The 21,011-nt window shown below is 63.1% G+C and carries 19 protein-coding genes; 5 read left to right on the top strand and 14 right to left on the bottom strand.

The genetic code is table 11. From position 1 onward, the window contains the following. Nucleotides 1–115 precede the first annotated feature (115 nt). Nucleotides 116–4,957, top strand: coding sequence for an NAD-glutamate dehydrogenase (locus tag ACTV8E_RS18520; RefSeq protein ID WP_443200442.1), 4,842 nt, complete (start codon nt 116–118; stop codon nt 4,955–4,957). A 497-nt stretch (nt 4,958–5,454) separates the two neighbouring features. After that, a complete protein-coding gene (locus ACTV8E_RS18515) occupies nt 5,455–5,994 on the top strand; it encodes an REP-associated tyrosine transposase (protein ID WP_443200441.1) in 540 nt (179 codons plus the stop codon). A 614-nt stretch (nt 5,995–6,608) separates the two neighbouring features. On the opposite strand, the gene ahbB (ACTV8E_RS18510) is transcribed toward ACTV8E_RS18515, so the two are convergent. From ahbB (ACTV8E_RS18510) to ACTV8E_RS18460, 11 genes are all read right to left on the bottom strand, one after another. Next, a complete protein-coding gene (ahbB, locus tag ACTV8E_RS18510) occupies nt 6,609–7,115 on the bottom strand; it encodes a siroheme decarboxylase subunit beta (RefSeq protein WP_443200440.1) in 507 nt (168 codons plus the stop codon). Continuing rightward, nucleotides 7,090–7,533: an Lrp/AsnC family transcriptional regulator gene (locus ACTV8E_RS18505; protein WP_443200439.1), complete on the bottom strand. Its 444-nt coding sequence runs from the start codon at nt 7,531–7,533 to the stop codon at nt 7,090–7,092. The genes ahbB (ACTV8E_RS18510) and ACTV8E_RS18505 overlap by 26 nt, the downstream gene beginning before the upstream one ends. After that, nucleotides 7,526–8,041: a siroheme decarboxylase subunit beta gene (ahbB, locus tag ACTV8E_RS18500; RefSeq protein WP_443200438.1), complete on the bottom strand. Its 516-nt coding sequence runs from the start codon at nt 8,039–8,041 to the stop codon at nt 7,526–7,528. Before ahbB (ACTV8E_RS18500) ends, ACTV8E_RS18505 begins: the two co-directional genes overlap by 8 nt. Next, nucleotides 8,026–8,499: an Lrp/AsnC family transcriptional regulator gene (locus tag ACTV8E_RS18495; protein ID WP_443200437.1), complete on the bottom strand. Its 474-nt coding sequence runs from the start codon at nt 8,497–8,499 to the stop codon at nt 8,026–8,028. Before ACTV8E_RS18495 ends, ahbB (ACTV8E_RS18500) begins: the two co-directional genes overlap by 16 nt. Before the next feature lies 1 nt (nt 8,500). Continuing rightward, the gene (locus ACTV8E_RS18490) at nt 8,501–9,676 is read right to left on the bottom strand and encodes a cytochrome D1 domain-containing protein (protein ID WP_443200436.1); all 1,176 of its coding nucleotides are present in this window, start codon (nt 9,674–9,676) and stop codon (nt 8,501–8,503) included. Further along, entirely contained in the window at nt 9,673–10,014 is a 342-nt protein-coding gene (locus ACTV8E_RS18485; RefSeq protein WP_251836373.1) for a c-type cytochrome, read from the bottom strand. Before ACTV8E_RS18485 ends, ACTV8E_RS18490 begins: the two co-directional genes overlap by 4 nt. A 20-nt stretch (nt 10,015–10,034) precedes the next feature. Next, nucleotides 10,035–10,349 (bottom strand): c-type cytochrome, encoded by a 315-nt coding sequence (locus ACTV8E_RS18480; protein ID WP_251836372.1) that lies wholly within the window; start codon nt 10,347–10,349, stop codon nt 10,035–10,037. A gap of 54 nt (nt 10,350–10,403) precedes the next feature. Continuing rightward, nucleotides 10,404–12,122, bottom strand: a complete 1,719-nt coding sequence (locus tag ACTV8E_RS18475; RefSeq protein ID WP_443200435.1) for a cytochrome D1 domain-containing protein — start codon at nt 12,120–12,122, stop codon at nt 10,404–10,406. A gap of 363 nt (nt 12,123–12,485) precedes the next feature. Beyond that, nucleotides 12,486–13,361, bottom strand: coding sequence for an ethylbenzene dehydrogenase-related protein (locus ACTV8E_RS18470; RefSeq protein ID WP_443200434.1), 876 nt, complete (start codon nt 13,359–13,361; stop codon nt 12,486–12,488). A gap of 32 nt (nt 13,362–13,393) precedes the next feature. Further along, complete coding sequence (locus ACTV8E_RS18465; RefSeq protein WP_273534893.1) at nt 13,394–14,002, bottom strand: NapC/NirT family cytochrome c; 609 nt, start codon at nt 14,000–14,002, stop codon at nt 13,394–13,396. Between the two features lie 63 nt (nt 14,003–14,065). After that, a complete protein-coding gene (locus ACTV8E_RS18460; RefSeq protein ID WP_273534894.1) occupies nt 14,066–15,745 on the bottom strand; it encodes a nitrite reductase in 1,680 nt (559 codons plus the stop codon). 293 nt (nt 15,746–16,038) lie between these two features. Here ACTV8E_RS18460 and ACTV8E_RS18455 point away from each other — a divergent pair, with 293 nt between their 5' ends. The 3 genes from ACTV8E_RS18455 to ACTV8E_RS18445 are packed head-to-tail and all read left to right on the top strand — an operon-like array spanning nt 16,039 to nt 17,606. Next, nucleotides 16,039–16,773, top strand: coding sequence for a CbbQ/NirQ/NorQ/GpvN family protein (locus ACTV8E_RS18455; protein ID WP_251836429.1), 735 nt, complete (start codon nt 16,039–16,041; stop codon nt 16,771–16,773). Next, nucleotides 16,757–17,344, top strand: a complete 588-nt coding sequence (locus tag ACTV8E_RS18450) for a cytochrome c oxidase subunit 3 family protein (RefSeq protein WP_443200433.1) — start codon at nt 16,757–16,759, stop codon at nt 17,342–17,344. Before ACTV8E_RS18455 ends, ACTV8E_RS18450 begins: the two co-directional genes overlap by 17 nt. A gap of 10 nt (nt 17,345–17,354) precedes the next feature. Further along, a complete protein-coding gene (locus tag ACTV8E_RS18445; RefSeq protein WP_251836366.1) occupies nt 17,355–17,606 on the top strand; it encodes a cytochrome C oxidase subunit IV family protein in 252 nt (83 codons plus the stop codon). Nucleotides 17,607–17,659: 53 nt separating this feature from the next. Here ACTV8E_RS18445 and thiM read toward each other — a convergent pair whose 3' ends face one another. From thiM to ACTV8E_RS18430, 3 genes are all read right to left on the bottom strand, one after another. Next, nucleotides 17,660–18,511, bottom strand: a complete 852-nt coding sequence (gene thiM / locus ACTV8E_RS18440) for a hydroxyethylthiazole kinase (RefSeq protein ID WP_251836365.1) — start codon at nt 18,509–18,511, stop codon at nt 17,660–17,662. A 449-nt stretch (nt 18,512–18,960) separates the two neighbouring features. Next, a complete protein-coding gene (locus tag ACTV8E_RS18435; RefSeq protein WP_251836364.1) occupies nt 18,961–19,968 on the bottom strand; it encodes an NADP-dependent oxidoreductase in 1,008 nt (335 codons plus the stop codon). Nucleotides 19,969–20,137: 169 nt separating this feature from the next. Then, nucleotides 20,138–20,974 (bottom strand): pirin family protein, encoded by an 837-nt coding sequence (locus ACTV8E_RS18430; RefSeq protein ID WP_251836363.1) that lies wholly within the window; start codon nt 20,972–20,974, stop codon nt 20,138–20,140. Nucleotides 20,975–21,011: the final 37 nt, after the last annotated feature.

Here is a 21,011-nt window from a genome sequence, read left to right as displayed (position 1 = left end):
TGCGACCTGTACACCGCCAGATGCGGCGTGCAGCACGGGAATGTGATTGCAGACACGTTCGTGCCAGACGCGCCTGAAGCAACTACGGATTTCTCTGTTTTGATGGAGTATCGCCATGGTGTTTTTCACTGCGACCGGCAAGGCCGATTTCCAGCAGCAATTGGAGGCGATTCTGGCCTCCCATGTGGAAGCCGGCGTCTTGCCGCAGGTCTGTCGCTTCGCCGAGCAGTTCTTTGCCGTGATCGCGCTCGACGAACTGGTCGAGCGGCGCCTCACCGACCTGGCCGGTTGCACCTTGTCGGCCTGGCGTTTACTGGAAGGCTCCCGTAGCGAAACGGCCCAGGTGCGGGTGTTCAACCCCGACTACGAAAAGCATGGCTGGCAGTCCAGCCACAGTGCAGTGGAAATCCTGCACCCGGACATGCCCTTTCTGGTGGACTCCGCGCGCATGGAGCTGGCGCGCCGTGGGCGTAGCATCCATACCCTGCAGAACACGGTGTTCAGCGTGCGCCGCAACGCGGCCGGCGAGTTGCTGGAGCTGTTGCCCAAGGGCTCCACGGGCGAAGGGGTGCATGCCGAGGCGTTGATGTTCCTGGAAATTGACCGCTGCGCGACGGCCAGCGAGCTGCATGAGTTGCAGCAGGCCTTGCTGGATGTTCTAGACGAGGTGCGCCTGGCGGTCAGCGATTTCCCGGCCATGCAGGCCCGCGCCCGCGAAGCCATCACTCGCTTGGAGCATTGCCCGGTCGAGGTAGACGTCGAGGACGTTGCGGAAATGAAGGTGTTTATCCAGTGGTTGCTGGACGATCACTTCACCTTTCTGGGCTATGAAGAGTTCACCTTGGAGGACGAGGCCGAAGGCGGTCGCGTGGCCTATGACGAGGCCTCATTGCTGGGCCTGTCGCGGCGTTTGCGCAAGGGGTTGAGCCGTGAGGACACCCATGTCGAAGCTGCGACCATGGCCTATCTGCGTCAGCCGCTGCTGTTATCGTTCGCCAAGGCCGCGCGGCCCAGCCGGGTGCACCGTCCGGCCTATCCGGATTTCGTCTCGTTGCGCGAACTGGACGATGCCGGCCGGGTGATTCGCGAATACCGTTTCATGGGTCTGTACACCTCAATGGTGTATGCCGAAAGCGTCAAGCGCATTCCCTACATCCGGCGCAAGGTGGACGACATCGTCACCCGCTCGGGCTTCGATGCGAAGGCGCATCTGGGCAAGGAGCTGCGCCAGGTACTGGAGGTATTGCCGCGCGACGAGCTGTTCCAGACGCCGGTTGATGAGCTGTTCGAGACCGCCATGGCCATCGTGCAGATCCAGGAGCGCAACAGGCTGCGGCTGTTCCTGCGTCGGGACCCCTACGGTCGTTTCATGTACTGCCTGCTGTACGTGCCGCGCGATCTGTACTCCACGGAAATCCGCGTGAAGGTCCAGCGCATCCTCATGGAACGATTGGGCGCCAGCGATTGCGAGTTCTGGACGTACTTTTCCGAGTCCCAGCTGGCGCGGGTGCAGTTGATCCTGCGCATCGATCCCCGCCATCCGCCGCACTTCGACACCCGGCAACTTGAGCAGGAAGTCATTCAGGCCTGCCGGTCCTGGCAGGACGACTATGCCAACCTGATCCTGGAAGGGTTCGGCGAGGCCCGTGGCCGGGAAGTCCTGGCCAATTTCCCGCAGGGGTTTCCGGCCGGCTACCGCGAGCGCTACGAAGCCCATTCGGCGGCGGTGGACATGCAGCACATCCACGAGCTGTCCGAACAGCGCCCTTTGCTGATGAGCTTTTATCTGCCGCTGGGCACGGATGACCGGCAATTGCATTGCAAGGTCTACCACGGCGACACGCCCCTGCCGCTGTCCGATGTGCTGCCGATTCTGGAGAATCTCGGCCTGCGCGTGCTCAGCGAGTTTTCCTATTACCTGCACCAGCGCAGCGGTCGAGCATTCTGGATCCATGACTTCACCTTCACCTATGCCGAAGGCCTGCAGATCGACATCCAGGAGCTCAACGAAACCTTCCAGGATGCTTTTGTGCATGTCGTCGCCGGCGATGCTGAAAACGATGCCTTCAACCGGCTGGTGCTCAGCGCCGCGCTGCCCTGGCGCGACGTTGCGCTGCTGCGCGCCTATGCGCGTTACCTCAAGCAAATCCGCCTGGGCTTCGACCTGGGCTATATCGCCAACGCGCTGAACAACCATCCGGACATCGCGCGTGAACTGGTGCGTCTGTTCAAAACCCGCTTCTACCTAGCGCGCAAGCTGATCGAGGCGGATCTGCAGGACAAGCAGCTTAAGCTGGAACAGGCGATTCTCACCGCGCTGGACAGGGTGGCGGTGCTCAACGAGGACCTTATCCTGCGGCGCTACCTGGCGCTGATCAAGGCAACGCTGCGCAGCAATTTCTACCAGCCGGATGCCCAGGGCGCAGACAAACCCTACTTCAGTTTCAAGTTCGATCCCGGCGCAATCCCGGGAGTGCCCAAACCGGTACCGCGTTATGAGATTTTCGTCTACTCGCCGCGTTTCGAGGGTGTACACCTGCGCGGTGGGCCGGTGGCTCGGGGTGGTTTGCGCTGGTCGGATCGCGAGGAGGATTACCGCACCGAAGTGCTCGGCCTGGTCAAGGCTCAGCAGGTGAAGAACGCGGTGATCGTGCCCATGGGTGCCAAGGGCGGCTTCGTGCCGCGGCGCCTGCCGCAAAGCGGCAATCGCGATGAGATCCAGGCCGAGGCGATTGCCTGCTACCGCCTGTTTATCAGCGGCTTGCTGGATATCACCGACAACATCCAGGAGGGTCAGGTGGTGCCGCCGACCAATGTGGTGCGCCATGACGGCGACGATCCCTATCTAGTCGTGGCGGCCGACAAGGGGACGGCGAGTTTTTCCGATATCGCCAATGCGCTGTCCGCCGATTATGGCTTCTGGCTCGGCGATGCCTTCGCCTCCGGCGGCTCGGCCGGCTACGACCACAAGGCCATGGGCATCACCGCCAAGGGTGCCTGGATCTCGGTGCAGCGGCATTTTCGCGAGCGCGGCATCGATGTGCAGCAGGACAGCATCAGCGTGATCGGCATCGGCGACATGGCCGGTGACGTGTTCGGCAACGGCCTGCTGATGTCCGACCGGGTGCAGCTGCTGGCGGCGTTCAACCATATTCATATCTTCATCGATCCAGCCCCCGATCCGGCGGCCAGCTACGCCGAGCGCCAGCGCTTGTTCGCGCTGCCGCGCTCGGCCTGGACCGACTACGATGCCGGGCTGATCTCGGCCGGTGGCGGTGTGTTTGCGCGCAGCGCCAAAAGCATCGAGATCACCCCGCAGATGCAGGCGTGCTTCGCCATCCAGGCCAAGCGACTCAGCCCCAACGAACTGATCAATGCGCTGCTCAAGGCACCGGTGGACCTGATCTGGAACGGCGGCATCGGCACCTACGTCAAAGCCAGTACGGAAAGCCACGTCGACATTGGCGACAAGGCCAACGATGCGCTGCGTGTCAACGGCAATGAGCTGCGCGCCAGGGTGGTGGGTGAGGGCGGCAACCTGGGCATGAGCCAGCGGGGGCGCATCGAATATAGCTTGAATGGCGGGGCGAGCAACACGGATTTCATTGATAACGCTGGCGGGGTGGACTGTTCCGACCATGAGGTGAACATCAAGATCCTGCTCAACGAGGTGGTCACGGCCGGCGACATGACCGGCAAGCAGCGCAACGAGCTGCTGGCCGGCATGACCGAGGCGGTGAGTCGGCTGGTGCTGGCCAACAACTACAAGCAGACGCAGGCCCTGTCGCTGGCCGAGCGGCGGGCCCGCGATCGCGGCGCCGAATACCGTCGGCTGATCACCGACCTGGAAAGCCGCGACAAGCTCGACCGTGCGTTGGAGTTTCTGCCCAGCGACGAGCAGTTGGTCGAGCGCGGCAATAACAGTCAGGGACTGACCCGCCCGGAACTGGCGGTGCTGCTGTCCTACAGCAAGATCGACCTCAAGCAGGCGCTGCTCAAGTCGAAGATACCGGACGACGACTACCTGATTCGCGACATGGAGAGCGCCTTTCCGCAGCTGCTGGCGGAAAAGTTCGGGCCGGCCATGCGCCGTCACCGCCTCAAGCGCGAGATCGTCAGCACGCAGATTGCCAATGATCTGGTCAACCATATGGGCATCACCTTCGTGCAGCGGCTCAAGGAGTCCACCGGCATGAGCGCCTCCCAGGTGGCGGCGGCCTATGTGATCGTGCGCGACATCTTTCATCTGCCGCATTGGTTTCGGCAGATCGAATTGCTCGATCATCAGGTGCCGGCGGAAACTCAGCTGGCGTTGATGGACGAGCTGATGCGTCTGGGGCGGCGCGCCACACGCTGGTTCTTGCGCAGCCGGCGCAACCAGCTGAATGCCGCCCGTGACCTGGCGCATTTCGGCCCGCGTGTCGCGGCGCTGGGGTTGAAGCTAAACGAGCTTCTCGAAGGACCGACACATGAGCTCTGGCAGGCGCGCTATCGCGATTATGTCGAGGCGGGTGTGCCCGAGTTGCTGGCGCGCATGGTGGCTGGCGTCAGCCATTTGTACACGCTGCTGCCGATCCTCGAAGCCGCCGATCAGACGGGCCTGGAACCCGCCGAAGTGGCCCGGGCGTACTTTGCGGTGGGTAGCAGGCTGGAGCTGACCTGGTTCCTGCAACAGATCACCGAGCTGCCAGTAAAGAACAACTGGCAGGCCCTGGCCCGTGAAGCCTTCCGCGACGACCTCGACGGGCAGCAGCAGGCGATCACCGTATCGCTGCTGCAAACGCCGGGAAGCGACGATCTGGAAGCACGTCTGCAGGGGTGGATGGAACAGCGCAAGGTGATGGTCAAACGTTGGCGCAACATGCTCGCGGAACTACGCGCCGCCACCGGCAGCGACTATTCCATGTACGCCGTGGCCAGCCGCGAAGTGGCTGACTTGGCGCAAAGCGGAGCGTAGAAGGCATTCACCCGTGCAGCGGTAACGTTGCGCGTGGGTGGTCTCGTTCGTGGGTAGCCCGGGTTACGTTGCGCGTAGGGCGGCCCCGCCCGTGGCAGGGCGGGAGAGTGGGGCGCGGAGTCTTCGGGCAGCCCGCCGTTTTTGGCCTCGATCAAGCTCGGAGTGATGGCGGGGTGCTCGGCCAGTTGCGCATATCCATCTCGGCACCGTGCAACGAGCGACGCCGCCCTACGGCCAGGAGTAACGTTGCGCGCAGGGTAGTCTCGTTCATGGATGGCCCCGTTGCGCGTAGGGCGGCCTCGCCCGTGGCAGGGAATAAGGATGGAAAACACGGAACCTCCGGGCAGCCCGCCGTTTTTGGCCTCGATCAGGCTCGGAGTGATGGCGGGGTGCTCGGCCAGCCGCGTGTTTCCATCCCGGCATCGTGCAGCGAGCGACGCCGTCTACGAGCATGCGGCCTACACTGCGGGGTCCTTGTTCTGTCATGGATGACATACATGGCCAACTATCGGCGTGTCTGGTGCCCGGGCGGCACTTATTTCTTTACCCATACCCTGGCGCGTCGCCGCAACAACGATCTGCTGGTAAGCAACGTCGATGCCTTGCGCCAGGCTGTCGCCACGGTGAAACGGCGTCATCCATTTCACATCCATGCCTGGGTGGTGCTGCCCGAACATTTGCATTGCGTCCTGGAACTGCCGAGCGGAGATGTCGATTTCGCGTTGCGTTGGCGGCTGATTAAGCTGATTTTCTCCCGTAGCGTGGCGGCTACCGAACGCAGCTCCATGACCCGCTTGGTGCGCGGTGAGCGGGGGATCTGGCAGCGTCGTTATTGGGAGCACCTGATACGCGATGAACAGGACCTGCTGCGGCATCTGGATTATGTCCACATCAACCCGCTGAAGCATGGTCTGGTCGAGCGGGTATGCGACTGGCCGTATTCGACGTTTCATCGTCTGGTGGAACAGGGTGTGTACCCAGCCGATTGGGCCGGTGGCCCGGAAACGGAACATGCAAGCATCCAAGGCGATCCTTAGTTGGTGTAGGGCGGTCTCGCCCATTTGCGAGAAGAGGGTGGAAAAGCGGAATCTTCGTGCAACCCGGTGATTTGTGGCCCCGATCGACTCGGAGTGATGGCGGGGTGCTCGGCGAGCCGCGTGTTTTCATTCCGGCATTGCGCAGCGAGCGACGCCGCCCTACGGCCTGGGTGACGTTGCGCGTCGGGTGGTTTCGTTTGTGGGTAGCGCGGGTGACGTTGCTCGCGGGTGGTAGGGTAGCCCGGGTGACGTTTTGCGTAGGGCGGCCTCGCCCGTTGCAGGGATAAGGATGGAAAACACGGAGTCTTCGGGCAGCCCGCCGTTTTTGGCCCCGACAGCCCCGGAGTGATGGCGGGGTGCTCGGCGAGCCGCGTGTTTTCATTCCGGCATCGCGCAGCGAGCGACGCCGCCCTACGGCCTGGGTGACGTTGCGCGTAGGGCGGCCTCGCCCGTGGCAGGAGATAAGGATGGAAAACACGGAGCCTTCGGGCAGCCGCCGTTTTTTGGCTCGGCTCAGGCCCGGAGTGATGGCGGGGTGTTCGACTAGCCGCGTGTTTCCATTCCGGCATCGAGCAGTGAGCGACGCCGCCCGTCATGTGCCGGCTTGCCCGTGATTACGACGTGCCTGGGCGGCCGATGCGCAGGCCGGTTTTTTTCAGAATGCGGCTGCTGACCAGCATTTCATCGGCGCGGCAGGCGGGGCCGAGCAAGTGGCGGATGTCGGCGCGGTAGGCGTCGATTTCCTCGGCGCTGCGGCCATGCACCATGGCGAACAGGTTGTAGCGCCAGCCCTCGCGGCGCGGACGGCGGTAGCAGTGGCTGATGTAGGGCTGAGCACCGAGCAGTGGGCCGAGGCGGTCCATTTCGGCATCGTCCACGTCCCACACCGTCATGCCGTTGTGCTGATAGCCGAGTCGGTAGTGGTTGGGCACGGCGGCGATGCGGCGGATGGCGCCGTCGTCCTGCAGGTGCTGCAACAGGTTCAGGGTGGCGGTAACGCTCAACTGAAGCCGTTCGGCCAGCCAGGCCCAAGGGTCGTCCACCAGCGGCAGGCCGGCTTCGGTGAGTTCGATCAGTTGCCTGACCACCTGCGGTTCATACCGGGAAATGCAAGCCGACATGGTAGGTCTGCTCCTTGGGCAGATTGAGGACCGGCAGGCCGGTCTCTGCTTCGATGTGCGCGATGCTCTCGGCGATGCCTTCGGGTGTGGCGCAGCCGAGTACGAACCACATGTTCCAGGCGTGTTCGCGGCGGTAGTTGTGGGCGACTTCGGGCATGGCGGCGAGGATCTCGGCCACCGCGTCGAAGCGTTCTTCCGGTACGGCCAGGGCTGCCAGGGTGAAGGAGCCGCCAAGGCGCTCGATGTCGAACATCGGCCCAAAGCGGGTCAGGGTGCCGTCATTCAGCAGCGCCTGGGTGCGCGCGCGCAGTTCGGCGGACGAGCTTTCCAGTTCCAGCGCCAGGGCTTCCCAGGGGCGCGGCACCAAGGGCAGGCCCTGCTGCAGGCGGTTGATCAGTTTCCGGTCGAGTTCATCCATGGCACACCTCATGTGGGGCGGGCGGGGTATAGCGACCGCCGCGCTGCTTGAACGCACGGGTGCTGAACAGTAATTGATGCGGAATGTCGCTCAGGCCGTGCTCAGCCAGCAGTGCCGCGATGTGCATGCAGACCTGTTCCCGCTCGCGGCCGTGCACCATGCAGAACAGGTTGTACGGCCAATGCGGCAGGCGGCGCGGGCGTTGGTAGCAAAGATTGATGCCCGGCGCCTGGCCAAGCCTCTGGCCAACCTCATCGACGTGGTCGTCGGCAATATCCAGCACCAGCATGGCGTTGGCGCGAAAGCCCAAGGCGCGATGCTGCAGAACCAGGCCGACCCGGCGGAACAGGCCATCGTCGTTCCAGCCCCGCATTTGCGCGAGCACTGCGTCTTCATCGGCGCCGATCTGTTCGGCGAGGGCCAGGTAGGGCCGGCTGGCCAGCGGCAGGCCTGCTTCCAGCAGGCGGCGCAACTCCAAGCGTTGTTCGCTATTCAGGGCGCTGCACATGGGCTGTGCTCCAGGGAAAAGCCGAGATCAATGCGGTAGGCGCGCTGCATGGGCAGGTCGAGTGGGGCGAGGCCGGTGTCGACCTCAATCTCATCGAGCACCTGGTCGAGGTGGGCACGGTCCGGTCCGGTAAGCACAAACCACAGGTTGTAGGCGTGTTCGCGCAGGTAGTTGTGATTGACCTCGGGGTAACGGTTGATCCGCTCGGCGATCTGCTCCAGGCGCTCATGGGGCACGGCCAGGGCTACCAGCGTGCTGGCGCCGGCGCGGCTGTGCTCGAACACCGGGCCGATGCGCGACAGGCCACCGTTCTGCTCAAGGCGAGCGAGGCAATCGAGCACCTCGGCCTCGCTGCACTCAAGGACGTCGGCCATGGCCTGGTAGGGCTCGGCACACAGCGGCATACCATGCTGGAAACGTTCGATCAGGCGACGGCTGAGCGGATCGAGGTCGTGCATGTCAGAGCCCCGTTTCATGCGCGCGGCTGGTGAAGAAGATGCCGCTCGGGCTGTCGGCCGGCAGGCGCTTGATCAGCTCCAGGCGATAGGGGTCCCACACCTGCACTTCGCCGCTGTCGCGCACCGACAGCCAGAGCTGGTCGCCACGGGCGGTGAACTCCATGTGCAGCACGGCCGGACCGGGTTCCAGAGTGGCCAGGATGGCGTGGCTTTCGCTGTCGATCACCTGCACCTTGTGGTTGTCCGGGTGGGCGAAGTTGACCCAGATCTGCCGCGCATCCGGGCGGGCCATGACAAACACCGGCTGGCCGGCGACGTCGATGGCGGCGGTCTGTTGCCAGTTCTCGCTGTTCATGACCAGCACGCGGTGCTGGCCGATGGCAGGCACGAACGTCTGGTTGCCGGCCACGGTCCAGCCTTCCAGGTGCGGCATCTTGTAGACCGGCAGCGGCTGCTGGCCACGGCCGTAGCCGTCGAGGATGCGCTCAACGCCGCGCTCGGGGTGCCAGAGGTCGAGCTTGGCCATGCCGTCCTCGCCAAACAGGCCGGCGATGTAATAGCGGCCTTCCGGGGTAAGCAGGGCATCGTAGGGTTGCTTGCCGATATTCTCGAAACGGCTGACGACCGGCGTGTTGCCTTGGCTGAAGTCCAGCAGCCAGGTTTCGCCGGTGTCGAACAGGCTGTAGATGAAACCCTGGTTGGGCACGTCGGTGACCCCGACCACCCGCGAGTTGCGGCTGCCGTCGGGCAGCGGGGTGGCGGGGATGTCGGCCACTAATTCCAGGGTCACGGCGTCGAAGACTTTCACGCCGCCCGGTTCGTAGTTGCCCACGGCGATCAGGCGACCGTCCTGGCTGATGGCGCCGCCGATGCTGTTGCCGGCCTGGATGATGCGCTTGTCGACGCGCTGCTTGAGCAGGTCGACTTTGGTCAGCCCGCCGTCGCGTCCAAAGACATAGGCGAAGCGCTGGTCGCGGGAAAACACCACCGAGGCATGGGACAGGTCGCCCAGCCCTTCGATGCGCGCCAGGCGGGTCTGGCTGCTGCTTTCGATCAATTGCAGGCTGCCGGTGGCGCGTTCGATCACCACGCCCAGGTCTCCGGTGCCGCGCAACGGTTGTTGGGCACAGGCGCTGAGCAACAGGCCGGCGGCCAGTAGCAGGGACGGGCGGATCATGGCGAGGGGTATCCTTCAAGCAAGACGTCGACCAGCCAGGCCACATCCTGCTCATCGAGCAGGGCTTTCCAGCCGGGCATGGCAGTGCCGGGGCGACCGTGGGTCACGGTGGCGATCAGAAATTCGCGGGGTTTGCCAGCGAGAGCGTCAAGAGTCAACGCGGGGCCGAGGCCGCCGGTCATGCGCAGGCCGTGGCACGAGCCACAATCCTGCAGGAGCAGGTGCTCCAATTGGGCCTGCCGTTCGACACTGGGTGTCGCGTGCAGTACCTGGGGAAAAGAGAGGAGGGACGCCACAGCCAGTCCCAAACGAAAGTGCGCGGCTCGTGTGACCATCATGGCGTCCCTCCTGGACGTGCTTACTTCAGAGACAGGACCCACTCGGCGAGGATCTTGGCTTCTTCTTCGCTTACCGCGTTTGGCGGCATCGGGATCGGGCCCCACTTGCCACTGCTGCCGTTCTTGATGCTGGCGGCCAGGGTAGCGGCTGCGCCTTCAACACCGGCATTCTTGGCGGCGACTTCGTTCAGTGCCGGGCCGACCATTTTCATGGACACGTTGTGGCAAGCAGCGCAAGGCTTGCTCTTGAACAGGGCCTCGCCGTCAGCGGCTATCGCCGGCTGCAAGCTCAGTGCACCGCCCAGAGCGAGCAGTGGGATCAGCAGTTTTTTCATGGGTACTTCCTTCAAGGCTAAGGGGACGGGCCTTGCAGCCCGTCCTGGAGAAACTCAGTAAACGTCGTACTGAGTGTTATGCACGTTAAATTTACCGGTGGGAGTAATCAACCTCTTGTCCCGGATCACTTTTTTCAGCTTTAGGGTCTTGTCGTCGACCACCACGATGGCCGATTCCTCGTCCTGTCCGCTCCATACCGAGAACCAGACTTCGTCGCCGGCCTTATTGTACTCAGGCTGCACAACGCGCTTGGCGCCTTCCTTGATACCGGACCAGTCGCCGATAGGCAAAACGGTGTAACCGGCGTTCATGTTGGTGATGTCGAAAACGGCCACCGACTGGCTGATTTTTGCTTCTGGATGGAAGGTGGTATCCAGGTACAGGTGCTTCGATTTCGGATGGGTCTTGATAAATAGCGACCCGCCGCCCTGTCCCTTGAGTGTTTCTACAACTTTCCAGGCATATTGCGGGTATTTGTCGGGATCGGTCCCGATCAGGGAGATGGTTTCATCGCCCAGGTGGCTGGTGGCCCAGACCGGACCGAACTGCGGGTGCACGAAGTTGGCACCGCGACCGGGGTGCGGGATTTTACCGACATCCACCAGGGCTGCCATCTTGCGCTCCTTGGAGTCGATCACGGCGACCTGGTTGGAGTTATTGGCAGCGGTCATGAAGTAGCGATGGCTGACGTCCCAGCCGCCGTCGTGCAGGAAGGGCGCGGCGTCGATGCTGGTAGTGGTCAGGTTGTCGATGTCCTCGTAGTTGACCAGCAGGACCTTGCCGGTTTCCTTGACGTTGACGATGAACTCCGGGTGTTCATGGGAGGCGATGATCGCCGCCACGCGGGGCTCCGGGTGATATTCCTGGGTGCCAACGGTCATGCCGCGAGTGGAGACGATGCGCAGCGGCTCCAGGGTCTCGCCATTCATGATGGTGAACTGCGGCGGCCAGTAGTCGCCGGCGATCACGTACTTGTCTTCGTAACCTTCGAACTTGGAGGTTTCCACTGAGCGGGCTTCGATGCCCACCTTGATTTCCGCGACCTTGATCGGCTCCTTGGCCCACAGATCGATCATGTCGATCTTCGCGTCGCGGCCGATCACCAGCAGGTAACGGCCGGAGGCGGACATGCGCGAAATGTGCACGGCGTAACCGGTGTCGATGGTCTTGACGATCTTCTTGGTGTTGCCGTCGATCAACGCAATCTTGCCGTCGTCACGCAGGGTGACGGAGAACAGGTTGGGCAGGTCCAGCTTGTTCAGCTGCTTCTTGGGACGGTCTTCAGGCTTGACCAGGACTTTCCAGGAATTCTTCATCTCGGCCAGACCCCACTCCGGCGGCGTCGGCGGGGTGTGCTGGATGTACTTGGCCATCAAGGTGATTTCGGCCGAGGTGAGGCCGCCCGAGGTGCCCCAGTTCGGCATGCCGCCCGGTGAGCCGTAGGTGATCAGCGCTTCAAGGAAGGCCTGACCACGTTGCTGGGTGATGTCCGGAGTCAATGGTTTGCCGGTGGCGCCCTTGCGCAGCACGCCGTGACAGCCGGCGCAGCGCTGGAAGTAGATTTCCTTGGCCTGTTCGAACTCGGCGGCGGTGAGGTCCGGTGCGCCAGGGGTATGAACCACTTGAGCGCTGGTCGGATCAATCGCGGAGGCTTGTCCGGCATAGGCGGCACTGGCGCTTTCCGGATTGGTGTTGGCCTGGGCTATCGCTAAACCGAGCAGCGACAAGCCGGCAATAAACCCTGTCAGTAGCGGTTTGCCAACATAACTCATTGTGTAACTCCTTAGGGCCGGCGGGTTGGAGGCCGGACCGACAACATGGTGCGGGCGTTGTACCTCGGGGGTACGTTGTTTATCTGGGTGTTCACTACGTGGTTTTTCAGGTTCTTGTTGACTGCCTTGCCAGTGGGAAACGCTGTTCAGCCGATGCCCCGCACCGGTTGTGATTGAGGCAGAGGATCGCCGGGACGCGCCGTTGCGTCCTTGACGGTAATCAATCGAATCGGCGGCAAGGGAAACGCTGAGGAAAAAATCTGAAACGAAGGGATGGTCTCGTCCCTGCGCAGGCTGCGCAGACAAAACGGGCCCACCTCCCGCGATACGGGGGTGGGCTCAAAGGGCGTGGATGGGTTGTTGTTATTGTTTGGCCGCGGTGATGTCCGCGGCTGCGTCGATGCCCAACTGATAACCGAGCGAGACGTGGTGATAGCGGCCGCTGGCGCTGTCGTCGTGGATGGCGAAGCCGAAGTTGTAGGTGTGCCCCGGTTCGAGGGCGACGTCGCCTGCGCCGCCGGTGAATTTGCGGGTGAAATCCACTGTCCAGGTATCGCCGTTGCGTGTGCCGACCGCGCTGATCAGTGCCTGGCCGCCGTCCATCACGCGCGTATCGGCGACATGGCCGTCGAAGGCCTTGTTTTCGCCGCTACGCCATTGGTTGAGGTCGTAGAACAGCCCACCGGCCAGCGAACCGCCGCTGACGTACTTGGTCTTGTTCTCGTCCGCACCGGGCATGCTGCGGGCATCGCCGTGACAGCTGGCCCAGCAGCCGCCGCGATCGGCCAGTTCCACCTTGGAGCCGGCTTCGAGCATGTAGGCGATTTTGACCGGGTTCTTGTCGTCCATCTTTGCCGCACCGGAAGCCGCGGGCTGGGTCCAGGAGAAGCGCAGGTAAAGGTGCTCGCCGTCGTGGGCGGCCTGCACCTGGGTATTGATGAAGGGCGCCTTGCCGGCAATGGGTGCGGGTTCGAGCGTGGCGCCGCTGGCGATTTTCTTGCCCATGTCAGCGGTTTCTTCCGAATGGCAACCGGCGCAGGTTTCGCCTTTTTTCAGCGCCCGGGCGCCGCCGTGTTCGGTGCCCTTGGTGATCCATTCCAGCGGCGAGACGCCCGGATAGAACAGAGTGATATCCGTGGCCGGCACCTTGCTCCAGTCGGCAGGAGGCGCGGCCTGAGCCTGGGTGGCGGCGAGGGCCAGGGCCGCAGTGATGGCGCTGGCGATTAAGGTTTTGTTCATGGTCGATTCCTCTTCATGGCTCTGGCCAGTCCCTATTCTTCGTCTTCTTCAGTCATGCCCGCGGGTTTGTGGTGGGCAATCCCTTTGTGGCAATCAATGCAGGTCATGTTGTCGCGAATCGCCATTTCATGCTGCTTGCGGGCCCGCTGCTTCTGCGTCTCGGTGTTCATGCTTTCGAGGCTGTGGCAGTTGCGGCACTCACGAGAATCGGAAGCTTTCATGCGCTTCCATTCGCTGCGCGCCAGGGTCAGGCGCTTGGCTTCGAATTTCTCCGGTGTGTCGATGGTGCCGACCAGCTTGCCCCACAGTTCCCGTGAGGCTTGCGCCTTGCGCACCATCTTGTAGGTCCATTCCCTGGGAACGTGGCAATCCGGGCAGGTGGCGCGCACGCCGGTGCGGTTGCTGTAATGAATGGTCTCCTTGTATTCGGGGTACACGTTGTCGCGCATCTCATGGCAGGAAATGCAGAAGCTTTCGGTGTTGGTGACTTCCAGCGCGGTGTTGAAACCGCCCCAGAACAGGATGCCCAGCACAATGCCGGCCAGCAGGAGCGTGCCGAGCGAGTACTGCAGACTCGGGCGCCGCAGCGTGGCGAGGATTCGGCGGAACCGTCCGCCGGGTTGTTGCTTGTGATCTGTCATGGAGGTGTCCTTGACTACCCCCGTGCCGGAGCACGGGGGCATTCAGCAAGCGATCGGGAACGATCAGTAGACGTCGAACATGGTGTTGTAAACGTTGAACTTGCCGGTCGGCGTGACCATCTGCGGATCGGTGATTACACGCTTCACCTTCAGGGTCTTGTCGTCGTACACGACGATGGCGGACTGGTCGGTCTTGCCACCCCACAGGGAGATCCAGACTTCGTCGCCGGTCACGTTGTACTCGGGCTGTACCGCGCGGCGGATCGCCTGGCTCATCGGCAGGCCGGAGTCCTTGGCCACGTTCAGCTGCTTGGGCGGCTGGTTGAGGTCGTTCATATCGAACACGTACACCGATTCGGCCACGTCACGCTCGGGGTTCATCGGCGCGTCGGCCCAGAAGTGCTTGGACTTCGGGTGCGTCTTGACGAACAGGTTGCCGGCGCCGGGCATCTTCAGTTCCTGCACCACTTTCCAGTTGTGCGCCTTGTGCTTGGCGTGCTTTCGCTCCTCGGAGGGTGTGGAGATCAGCGAGACCACATCGTCGCCCAGGTGACCGGTGGCCCAGACGGGACCGAACTCCTTGTGCACGAAGTTGGCGCCACGGCCCGGGTGCGGGATCTTGGCGGTCTCCACCAGAGCCGCGAGCTTGCCGGTCTTGGTATCCACGGCCGCGACCTTGTTGGACGCGTTGGCAGCGACCAGGAAGTAGCGATGCGAGGCATCCCAGCCGCCGTCATGCAGGAACTTGGCGGATTCGATGGTGGTGGTCTTGAGGTTCTTGATGTCGGTGTAGTCGACCAGCAGGATCTGCCCGGTCTCCTTCACGTTCACCACCCATTCAGGCTTGATGTGCGAAGCGACGATGGACGCCACGCGTGGCTCCGGGTGGTACTCGCCATCGACGGTCTGGCCACGGGTGGAAACGACCTTGATTGGCTCCAGGGTCTCGCCGTCCATGATCGAGTACTGCGGCGGCCAGTAGGTGCCACCAATCAGGTATTTGTCTTCGAAGCCCTTGAACTTCGACACGTCCACCGAGCGGGCATCCGAACCCAGGCGTACCGTGGCGACGGTGGTCGGCTCTTCGAACCACATGTCGATGATAGTGGTCAGACCGTCGCGGCCCACGGTGTAGACATAACGGCCCGAGGCGGAAAGCCGGGAGATGTGCACCGCATACCCGGTTTCGAGGATCTTCCAGATCTTGTGCGTGTCGCCGTCCACCAGGGCCAGCTTGCCGGCATCGCGCAGGGTGATGGCGAAGACGTTTTTCAGGTTGATGCTGTTCATCTGCTTGGTGGGGCGTTCGGACACCGGCACGATCAGCTTCCAGCTGTCCTTCATGTCCTGCAGCGAGAACTCCGGCGGCACGTCCGGGGTGTGCTGGATGTAGCGCGCCATGAGGTTGATTTCATCCTTGGTGAGGATGTCGTCGTAGTTGACCATGCCGCCTTCAGTACCGAAGGCAATGATGTTCTCCAGGCGCTTGGTGCCCAGTTTGAGGGTGCCGCCCTCCAGCTTGCTGCCGTTGGCCTGCACCTGTTCCCAGTGCGGCTCCAGGTTCTTGCCGGTGGCGCCCTTGCGCAGCACACCGTGGCAGCCGGCGCAGCGTTCGAAATAGATCTGCTTGGCCGTTTCCTTTTCCGCAGCGGTCATCGCCGGCGCGTTGGCCTGGGCGATCGAGAAGCCGAGTAGAGAAACGCTGGCCAGCAGTCCTGCCAGTAGCGGTTTGGCGTACTTCATTGTGTATCTCCCCTAGATGAAGTCATCGGTGACTCCGTGTTGGTACTTCGGTGTGGCAATACCCGGGTACTTCTTTTTGTGTACGGCGCCGATGCTAGAGAGACGAATTGCCGATGCGCTTGATTGCGATCAAGAGAGGTCCCCATACCCCTTGAACGTGACGCCATGTCGCGGGTAGCGTGGCTTTAACCAACTGCTTTCGTGAGGTATTGCCGGTGAGTGCACTTGAGAAACTGAGGGGGACGGGCGTGCCGGACGTACCTTTCTACCAATCCCTGGGCAATGAAGAGGTAATGTTCGAACAGGCCTGGCGGCATGGCATGCCGGTGCTGATCAAGGGCCCGACCGGCTGCGGCAAGACCCGTTTCGTGCAGTACATGGCGCACCGCCTCGGTCTGCCGCTGTACACGGTGGCCTGCCATGACGATTTGTCCGCCACCGACCTGGTGGGTCGCCACCTGATCGGCGCCGACGGCACCTGGTGGCAGGACGGCCCGCTGACCCGCGCTGTGCGCGAGGGCGGCATCTGTTACCTGGACGAGGTGGTCGAAGCGCGCCAGGACACCGCCGTGGTGCTGCACCCGCTGGCAGATGATCGCCGCGAGCTGTTCATCGAGCGCACCGGCGAGCAGTTGCAGGCTCCGCCCGGCTTCATGCTGGTGGTGTCCTACAACCCCGGCTACCAGAATCTGCTCAAGGGCATGAAACCCAGTACGCGCCAGCGTTTCGTCGCCTTACGCTTCGATTACCCGCCCGCTGACGAAGAAACGCGCATTGTCGCCAATGAGGCTGGCGTGGATCACGCGTTGGCGGCCCAGGTGGTCAAGCTCGGCCAGGCGCTGCGTCGGCTGGAACAGCACGACCTGGAAGAGGTGGCCTCGACCCGCTTGCTGATTTTTACCGCACGGATGATCCGCGCCGGCATGAGTCCCCGCGAAGCGTGCCTGGCCTGCCTGGCCGAGCCGCTGTCGGACGATGTGCAGACCGTGGCGGCGCTGATGGATGTGGTCGATGTCCACTTCGAGTGAGACGTTTGCCAGGGTCGAACGGCGCGTGCCGGGCGATCTGGCAATGTGGATCTTCATCTTTGCCGAGCTGGCGGTGTTCGGCATTCTGATTCTCGCCTTCGCGACCACCCAGGCGCTGAACCCCGAGCTGTTCGCGCAGAGTCGTCAGGCGCTGGATAACTCCACCGGCCTGGCGCTGACCCTGAGCCTGCTCACCTCCGGCCTGCTCGCCGCACTGGCGGTGGAGCAGGTACGGGGCGGTGAGCAGGGGCGGGGAGTCTGGTTGCTGCTGGCGGCGCTGGTCTCGGCCTGCGTCTACGTGGTGCTCAAGCTGGGCGAGTACGGCCATTTGGCCGGCCTTGGCCTGGACCTGGAGTACAACACCTTCTTCACCCTGTACTGGATTCTGACCGGGTTTCATTTCCTGCACGTGCTGCTGGGCATGCTGATACTCGGCTACATGGCCAACCGCTGCCGGCTGCGCGCCTATGGGCCGGGCGCGTGCAGCGGGCTGGAATCGGGCGTGCTGTATTGGCACATGGTCGATCTGGTCTGGGTGCTGCTGTTCCCGCTGGTTTACGTGCTGGGCTGAGGAGGCTGTGATGTCCGCATCGATCACCCTGATCCTGTGTTGGATAGGGCTGGCTGTACTCTCGGTGGGCACCGTGGTGCTCGGCAACGCGGGCATGTCGCTGACGCTGGCCGGCGCGGTGCTGGCGGTGGCCTTCGGCAAGGCTTGGCTGATCACCGACGGCTTCATGGAGCTGCGTCACGCACCTTTGCGCTGGCGGGGATTGCTGCTCAGCTGGCCGCTGGTGATGGTCGTCGGTGTGCTGCTGGCGCTGGTGCTTTAAGCGGGCGGGAAACGCGGTGGACGAGCAAAGCGTCGTCCACCTTGCCGCTGTATTTACGGCGGGGAAACCAGGCTGGTAACGTCGATGCGCAGGTGTTGCTGGATACGTGCTTCGTCCAGTGCATACAACTCATCGATAAAGGCCACCGCGAACGAGCCCGGCGCCGCGTGACGTTCGGCGGCGAGTTTGCCGGCGATGGCGAAGCTGGCGTGGGCGGCAACGGTGGCCACCAGCGGCTCGGCGACCGCCTGGTACGCCGCGACCAGCGCGCCGAGGGCGCAGCCGGTGGCGGTGACCCGTGGCTGCAGGCAACTGCCGCCGTAGACGCGGATCAACGTCGGCCGCTCTTCGTAGTGACCGACCAGATGATCCACCGCCCCCGAAGCGCCGACGGTGCGGCAATGGCGGAGCAGTTCCAGTGCCGCCGGCACCGCGGATTCCGGTTCATCGGAGCTGTCCATGCCGCGGGCGCCGCTGCCAAGTCCAGAGAGGCCTTTGATTTCCGAAGGATTGCCGCGAATGGTGGTGGGGCGATGTTGCAGCAGTTCCAGCGCAATCGCGCCACGCCAGGGCAGGCCGCCGGCACCGATCGGGTCAAGCACCCAGGGTTTGCCTGCCTGCTGCGCCGCGGCCGCGGCTAGGCGCATCGATTCGACCTGGCTGTCGGTGGGCGTGCCCAAGTTGATCAGCAAGGCATCGGCAACGCCGGCAAACAGCCCGGCTTCCTGGGTGTTGTCGACCATGGCCGGCGAGGCGCCTGCGGCTAGGAGAATATTGGCCATGTAGTTGCTCGACACCACATTGGTAATGCATTGCACCAGTGGCGTGCGCGCCTGCAAGGCGCCATGCGCCTGGATTACCGCATTGTGCAGCACTTCTGCCGCCTGCCTGTTGCTACCAGCCATCTCACGCTCCCATCAGCGATTTTTTGCGAAGAGGGCACAGCATACGCGCAGATGGGGCGCAAGCGAGTGGCGAAATGAAGGGCGAAATGCCCGTTTGGACGACGCTCCGCACGATGTTGTCGGGGCTAATTCATTCGTCGGCACTGAGGCTGCCGGCACCTGCGTTGATGCGATTCGCTATGAAGCCAAGGCCCTTGCGTATGTCGCCGCTGCGGCATGGTTTGAACGTGATACGTCAGGCGAATGAATTCGCCCCTACAGCCCCGGGCCCGCACGCATCAGCCGGCCTTGAGCACCCGCGTGGATGCTCCTACCCGCCTTCGTGTTGCCGGGCAGCCCGCCGTTTGCCTGACACGCCGCTGGCGGGCTGCTTGGGAGGGTGTGCTTTCAGCAAAGGTCCTGCGGCGGGCGAGGCCGCCCAACACTAGTGTTACGCCCACGGCCCTTCGTTAATGGACCTTGAGCACCAGTTTGCCGAAGTTCTCACCTCTGAACAGCTTCAGCAGGGTGTCGGGGAAGTTCTCCAAGCCCTCGACGATATCCTCGCGGCTTTTCAGCTCGCCGCTGGCCAGCCAGCCACCCATTTCCTGCAGGGCCTTGGGGAACTGCGCCGCGTGGTCCATGACCACGAAGCCTTCCATGCGCGCGCGGTTGACCAGCAGCGACAGGTAGTTGCTCGGGCCTTTGACGGCCTCCTTGTTGTTGTACTGGCTGATCGCGCCGCAGATCACCACTCGCGCCTTGAAGTTGAGGCGGGTCAGCACGGCGTCGAGGATGTCGCCGCCGACGTTGTCAAAATACACATCCACGCCCTTGGGACAGGTGCGCTTGAGGCCTGCCGCCATGTCTTCGTGCTTGTAGTCGATGGTCGCGTCGAAACCCAGTTCATCGACCAGGTAGCGGCATTTTTCCTCACCGCCGGCGATGCCCACCACGCGGCAGCCTTTCAGCTTAGCGATTTGCCCGGCAATGCTGCCCACCGCGCCGGCGGCGCCTGAAATTACTACGGTTTCGCCAGCCTCGGGGGTGCCGACCTCCAGCAGGGCGAAGTAGGCGGTCATGCCGGTCATGCCCAGGGCCGACAGGTACAGCGGCAGCGGCGCGCGTTGGGGGTCGACCTTGTAAAAACCCTTGGGCTCGCCGAGGAAATAATCCTGGACGCCCAGCGCGCCGTTGACGAAATCGCCCACCGCGAACTGCGGATGCCGCGAGGCGATCACTTCGCCCACGCCCAGGGCGCGCATCACCTCGTCTATGGCCACCGGCGGAATATAGGATTTGCTGTCGTTCATCCAGCCGCGCATGGCCGGGTCGATGGACAGGTAACGCACGCGCACCAGTACCTGGCCTTCATCGGGCTCGCCCAGCGGGGCTTCAAGGTAACGGAAGGTGTCATCGGTCGGCAGGCCGACAGGACGCTGGGCCAGGCGGAACTGGCGATTGATCGTTGCGGACATGGGAGCTCCTCGGCCATGGGGGAAACAAGGTGATAGCCGGGATTGGTGTAGCGGGCAAGCCTGAGCCATGGGCGGAATGCCGGAGCATGGCCTGCGGTGATGGTAGTGATGTAGCGCAACGCAGCTCCCACACGGAGTTTGCGTGCGGGGGCTGGGCGGGGGTTAACGCCTAGGCCAGGGTGCCGTCGCGGAAGTCGCGCAGTGCCTGTTCGATTTCTTCGCGGCTGTTCATCACGAACGGGCCATATTGCACGATGGGTTCATTGAGCGGCTTGCCGGCAATCAACAGCACCCGCGCGCCGTCGCGACTCGACAGGTGCACATCGCCCTGTTCGCTCAGACGCGCCAATTGACCTGTAGCGATGTCGCGCTCGGCCAACTGCACATTGCCCTCGTAGACATACAGCATCACGCGGTGGCCATCGGGCACTTGCGGTGCGACCTGCCCACCGGCGGACAGATGCAGATCGAAGATCTGTGGTTCGGTGTGCGGACGCTGTACGGCGCCATCCTGATGAACCGCGTCAGTCGCGAACCGACCGGCAATGACCTTGACTTGGGTGCCATCGGCCAGCATCAGGTGAGGAATCTCGGCCGGCGTGAAATCGCGATAACCGGGCTCGCCCAGTTTGTCTTGGGCCGCCAGGTTGAGCCACAGCTGGAAGCCGCGCATCACGCCCTGTTCCTGTTGCGGCATTTCGCTGTGGATCACCCCGCGCGCGGCGGTCATCCATTGCACGCCGCCGCTTTCCAGCAAGCCGACGTTACCCATGTGGTCTTCGTGCTTCATGCGGCCTTCGAGCATGTAGGTGATGGTCTCGAAGCCGCGATGGGGATGGGCGGGGAAACCCGCTACGTAATCGTCAGGGTTGGCCGAGCCGAATTCGTCGAGCATGAGGAAAGGGTCGAAACGCTCCAGGCCCGGGCCGCCAATAATGCGGATCAGTTGAACGCCGGCGCCGTCGGAGGTGGGTCGACCGGTGTCGAGGGAAACAATCGTACGCATGGAAAACTACCTCGCTGCAATTGAGTTCAGGGTAAGC

Source organism: Pseudomonas sp. B392_1p, assembly GCF_052245235.1.
Taxonomy (GTDB): Bacteria; Pseudomonadota; Gammaproteobacteria; order Pseudomonadales; family Pseudomonadaceae; genus Serpens; species Serpens gallinarum.
Note: the sequence above shows the minus strand (reverse complement) of the source record. Positions and strands in the feature narration are given on the sequence as shown.

Excerpts from the sequence above, each read along its gene's own strand:
- ACTV8E_RS18520 (WP_443200442.1), top strand. The coding sequence starts at position 116 with ATGGTGTTTTTCACTGCGACCGGCAAGGCCGATTTCCAGCAGCAATTG.
- ACTV8E_RS18515 (WP_443200441.1), top strand. The coding sequence starts at position 5,455 with ATGGCCAACTATCGGCGTGTCTGGTGCCCGGGCGGCACTTATTTCTTT.
- ahbB (WP_443200440.1), bottom strand. The coding sequence starts at position 7,115 with ATGTCGGCTTGCATTTCCCGGTATGAACCGCAGGTGGTCAGGCAACTG.
- ACTV8E_RS18505 (WP_443200439.1), bottom strand. The coding sequence starts at position 7,533 with ATGGATGAACTCGACCGGAAACTGATCAACCGCCTGCAGCAGGGCCTG.
- ahbB (WP_443200438.1), bottom strand. The coding sequence starts at position 8,041 with ATGTGCAGCGCCCTGAATAGCGAACAACGCTTGGAGTTGCGCCGCCTG.
- ACTV8E_RS18495 (WP_443200437.1), bottom strand. The coding sequence starts at position 8,499 with ATGCACGACCTCGATCCGCTCAGCCGTCGCCTGATCGAACGTTTCCAG.
- ACTV8E_RS18490 (WP_443200436.1), bottom strand. The coding sequence starts at position 9,676 with ATGATCCGCCCGTCCCTGCTACTGGCCGCCGGCCTGTTGCTCAGCGCC.
- ACTV8E_RS18485 (WP_251836373.1), bottom strand. The coding sequence starts at position 10,014 with ATGATGGTCACACGAGCCGCGCACTTTCGTTTGGGACTGGCTGTGGCG.
- ACTV8E_RS18480 (WP_251836372.1), bottom strand. The coding sequence starts at position 10,349 with ATGAAAAAACTGCTGATCCCACTGCTCGCTCTGGGCGGTGCACTGAGC.
- ACTV8E_RS18475 (WP_443200435.1), bottom strand. The coding sequence starts at position 12,122 with ATGAGTTATGTTGGCAAACCGCTACTGACAGGGTTTATTGCCGGCTTG.
- ACTV8E_RS18470 (WP_443200434.1), bottom strand. The coding sequence starts at position 13,361 with ATGAACAAAACCTTAATCGCCAGCGCCATCACTGCGGCCCTGGCCCTC.
- ACTV8E_RS18465 (WP_273534893.1), bottom strand. The coding sequence starts at position 14,002 with ATGACAGATCACAAGCAACAACCCGGCGGACGGTTCCGCCGAATCCTC.
- ACTV8E_RS18460 (WP_273534894.1), bottom strand. The coding sequence starts at position 15,745 with ATGAAGTACGCCAAACCGCTACTGGCAGGACTGCTGGCCAGCGTTTCT.
- ACTV8E_RS18455 (WP_251836429.1), top strand. The coding sequence starts at position 16,039 with ATGTTCGAACAGGCCTGGCGGCATGGCATGCCGGTGCTGATCAAGGGC.
- ACTV8E_RS18450 (WP_443200433.1), top strand. The coding sequence starts at position 16,757 with ATGTCCACTTCGAGTGAGACGTTTGCCAGGGTCGAACGGCGCGTGCCG.
- ACTV8E_RS18445 (WP_251836366.1), top strand. The coding sequence starts at position 17,355 with ATGTCCGCATCGATCACCCTGATCCTGTGTTGGATAGGGCTGGCTGTA.
- thiM (WP_251836365.1), bottom strand. The coding sequence starts at position 18,511 with ATGGCTGGTAGCAACAGGCAGGCGGCAGAAGTGCTGCACAATGCGGTA.
- ACTV8E_RS18435 (WP_251836364.1), bottom strand. The coding sequence starts at position 19,968 with ATGTCCGCAACGATCAATCGCCAGTTCCGCCTGGCCCAGCGTCCTGTC.
- ACTV8E_RS18430 (WP_251836363.1), bottom strand. The coding sequence starts at position 20,974 with ATGCGTACGATTGTTTCCCTCGACACCGGTCGACCCACCTCCGACGGC.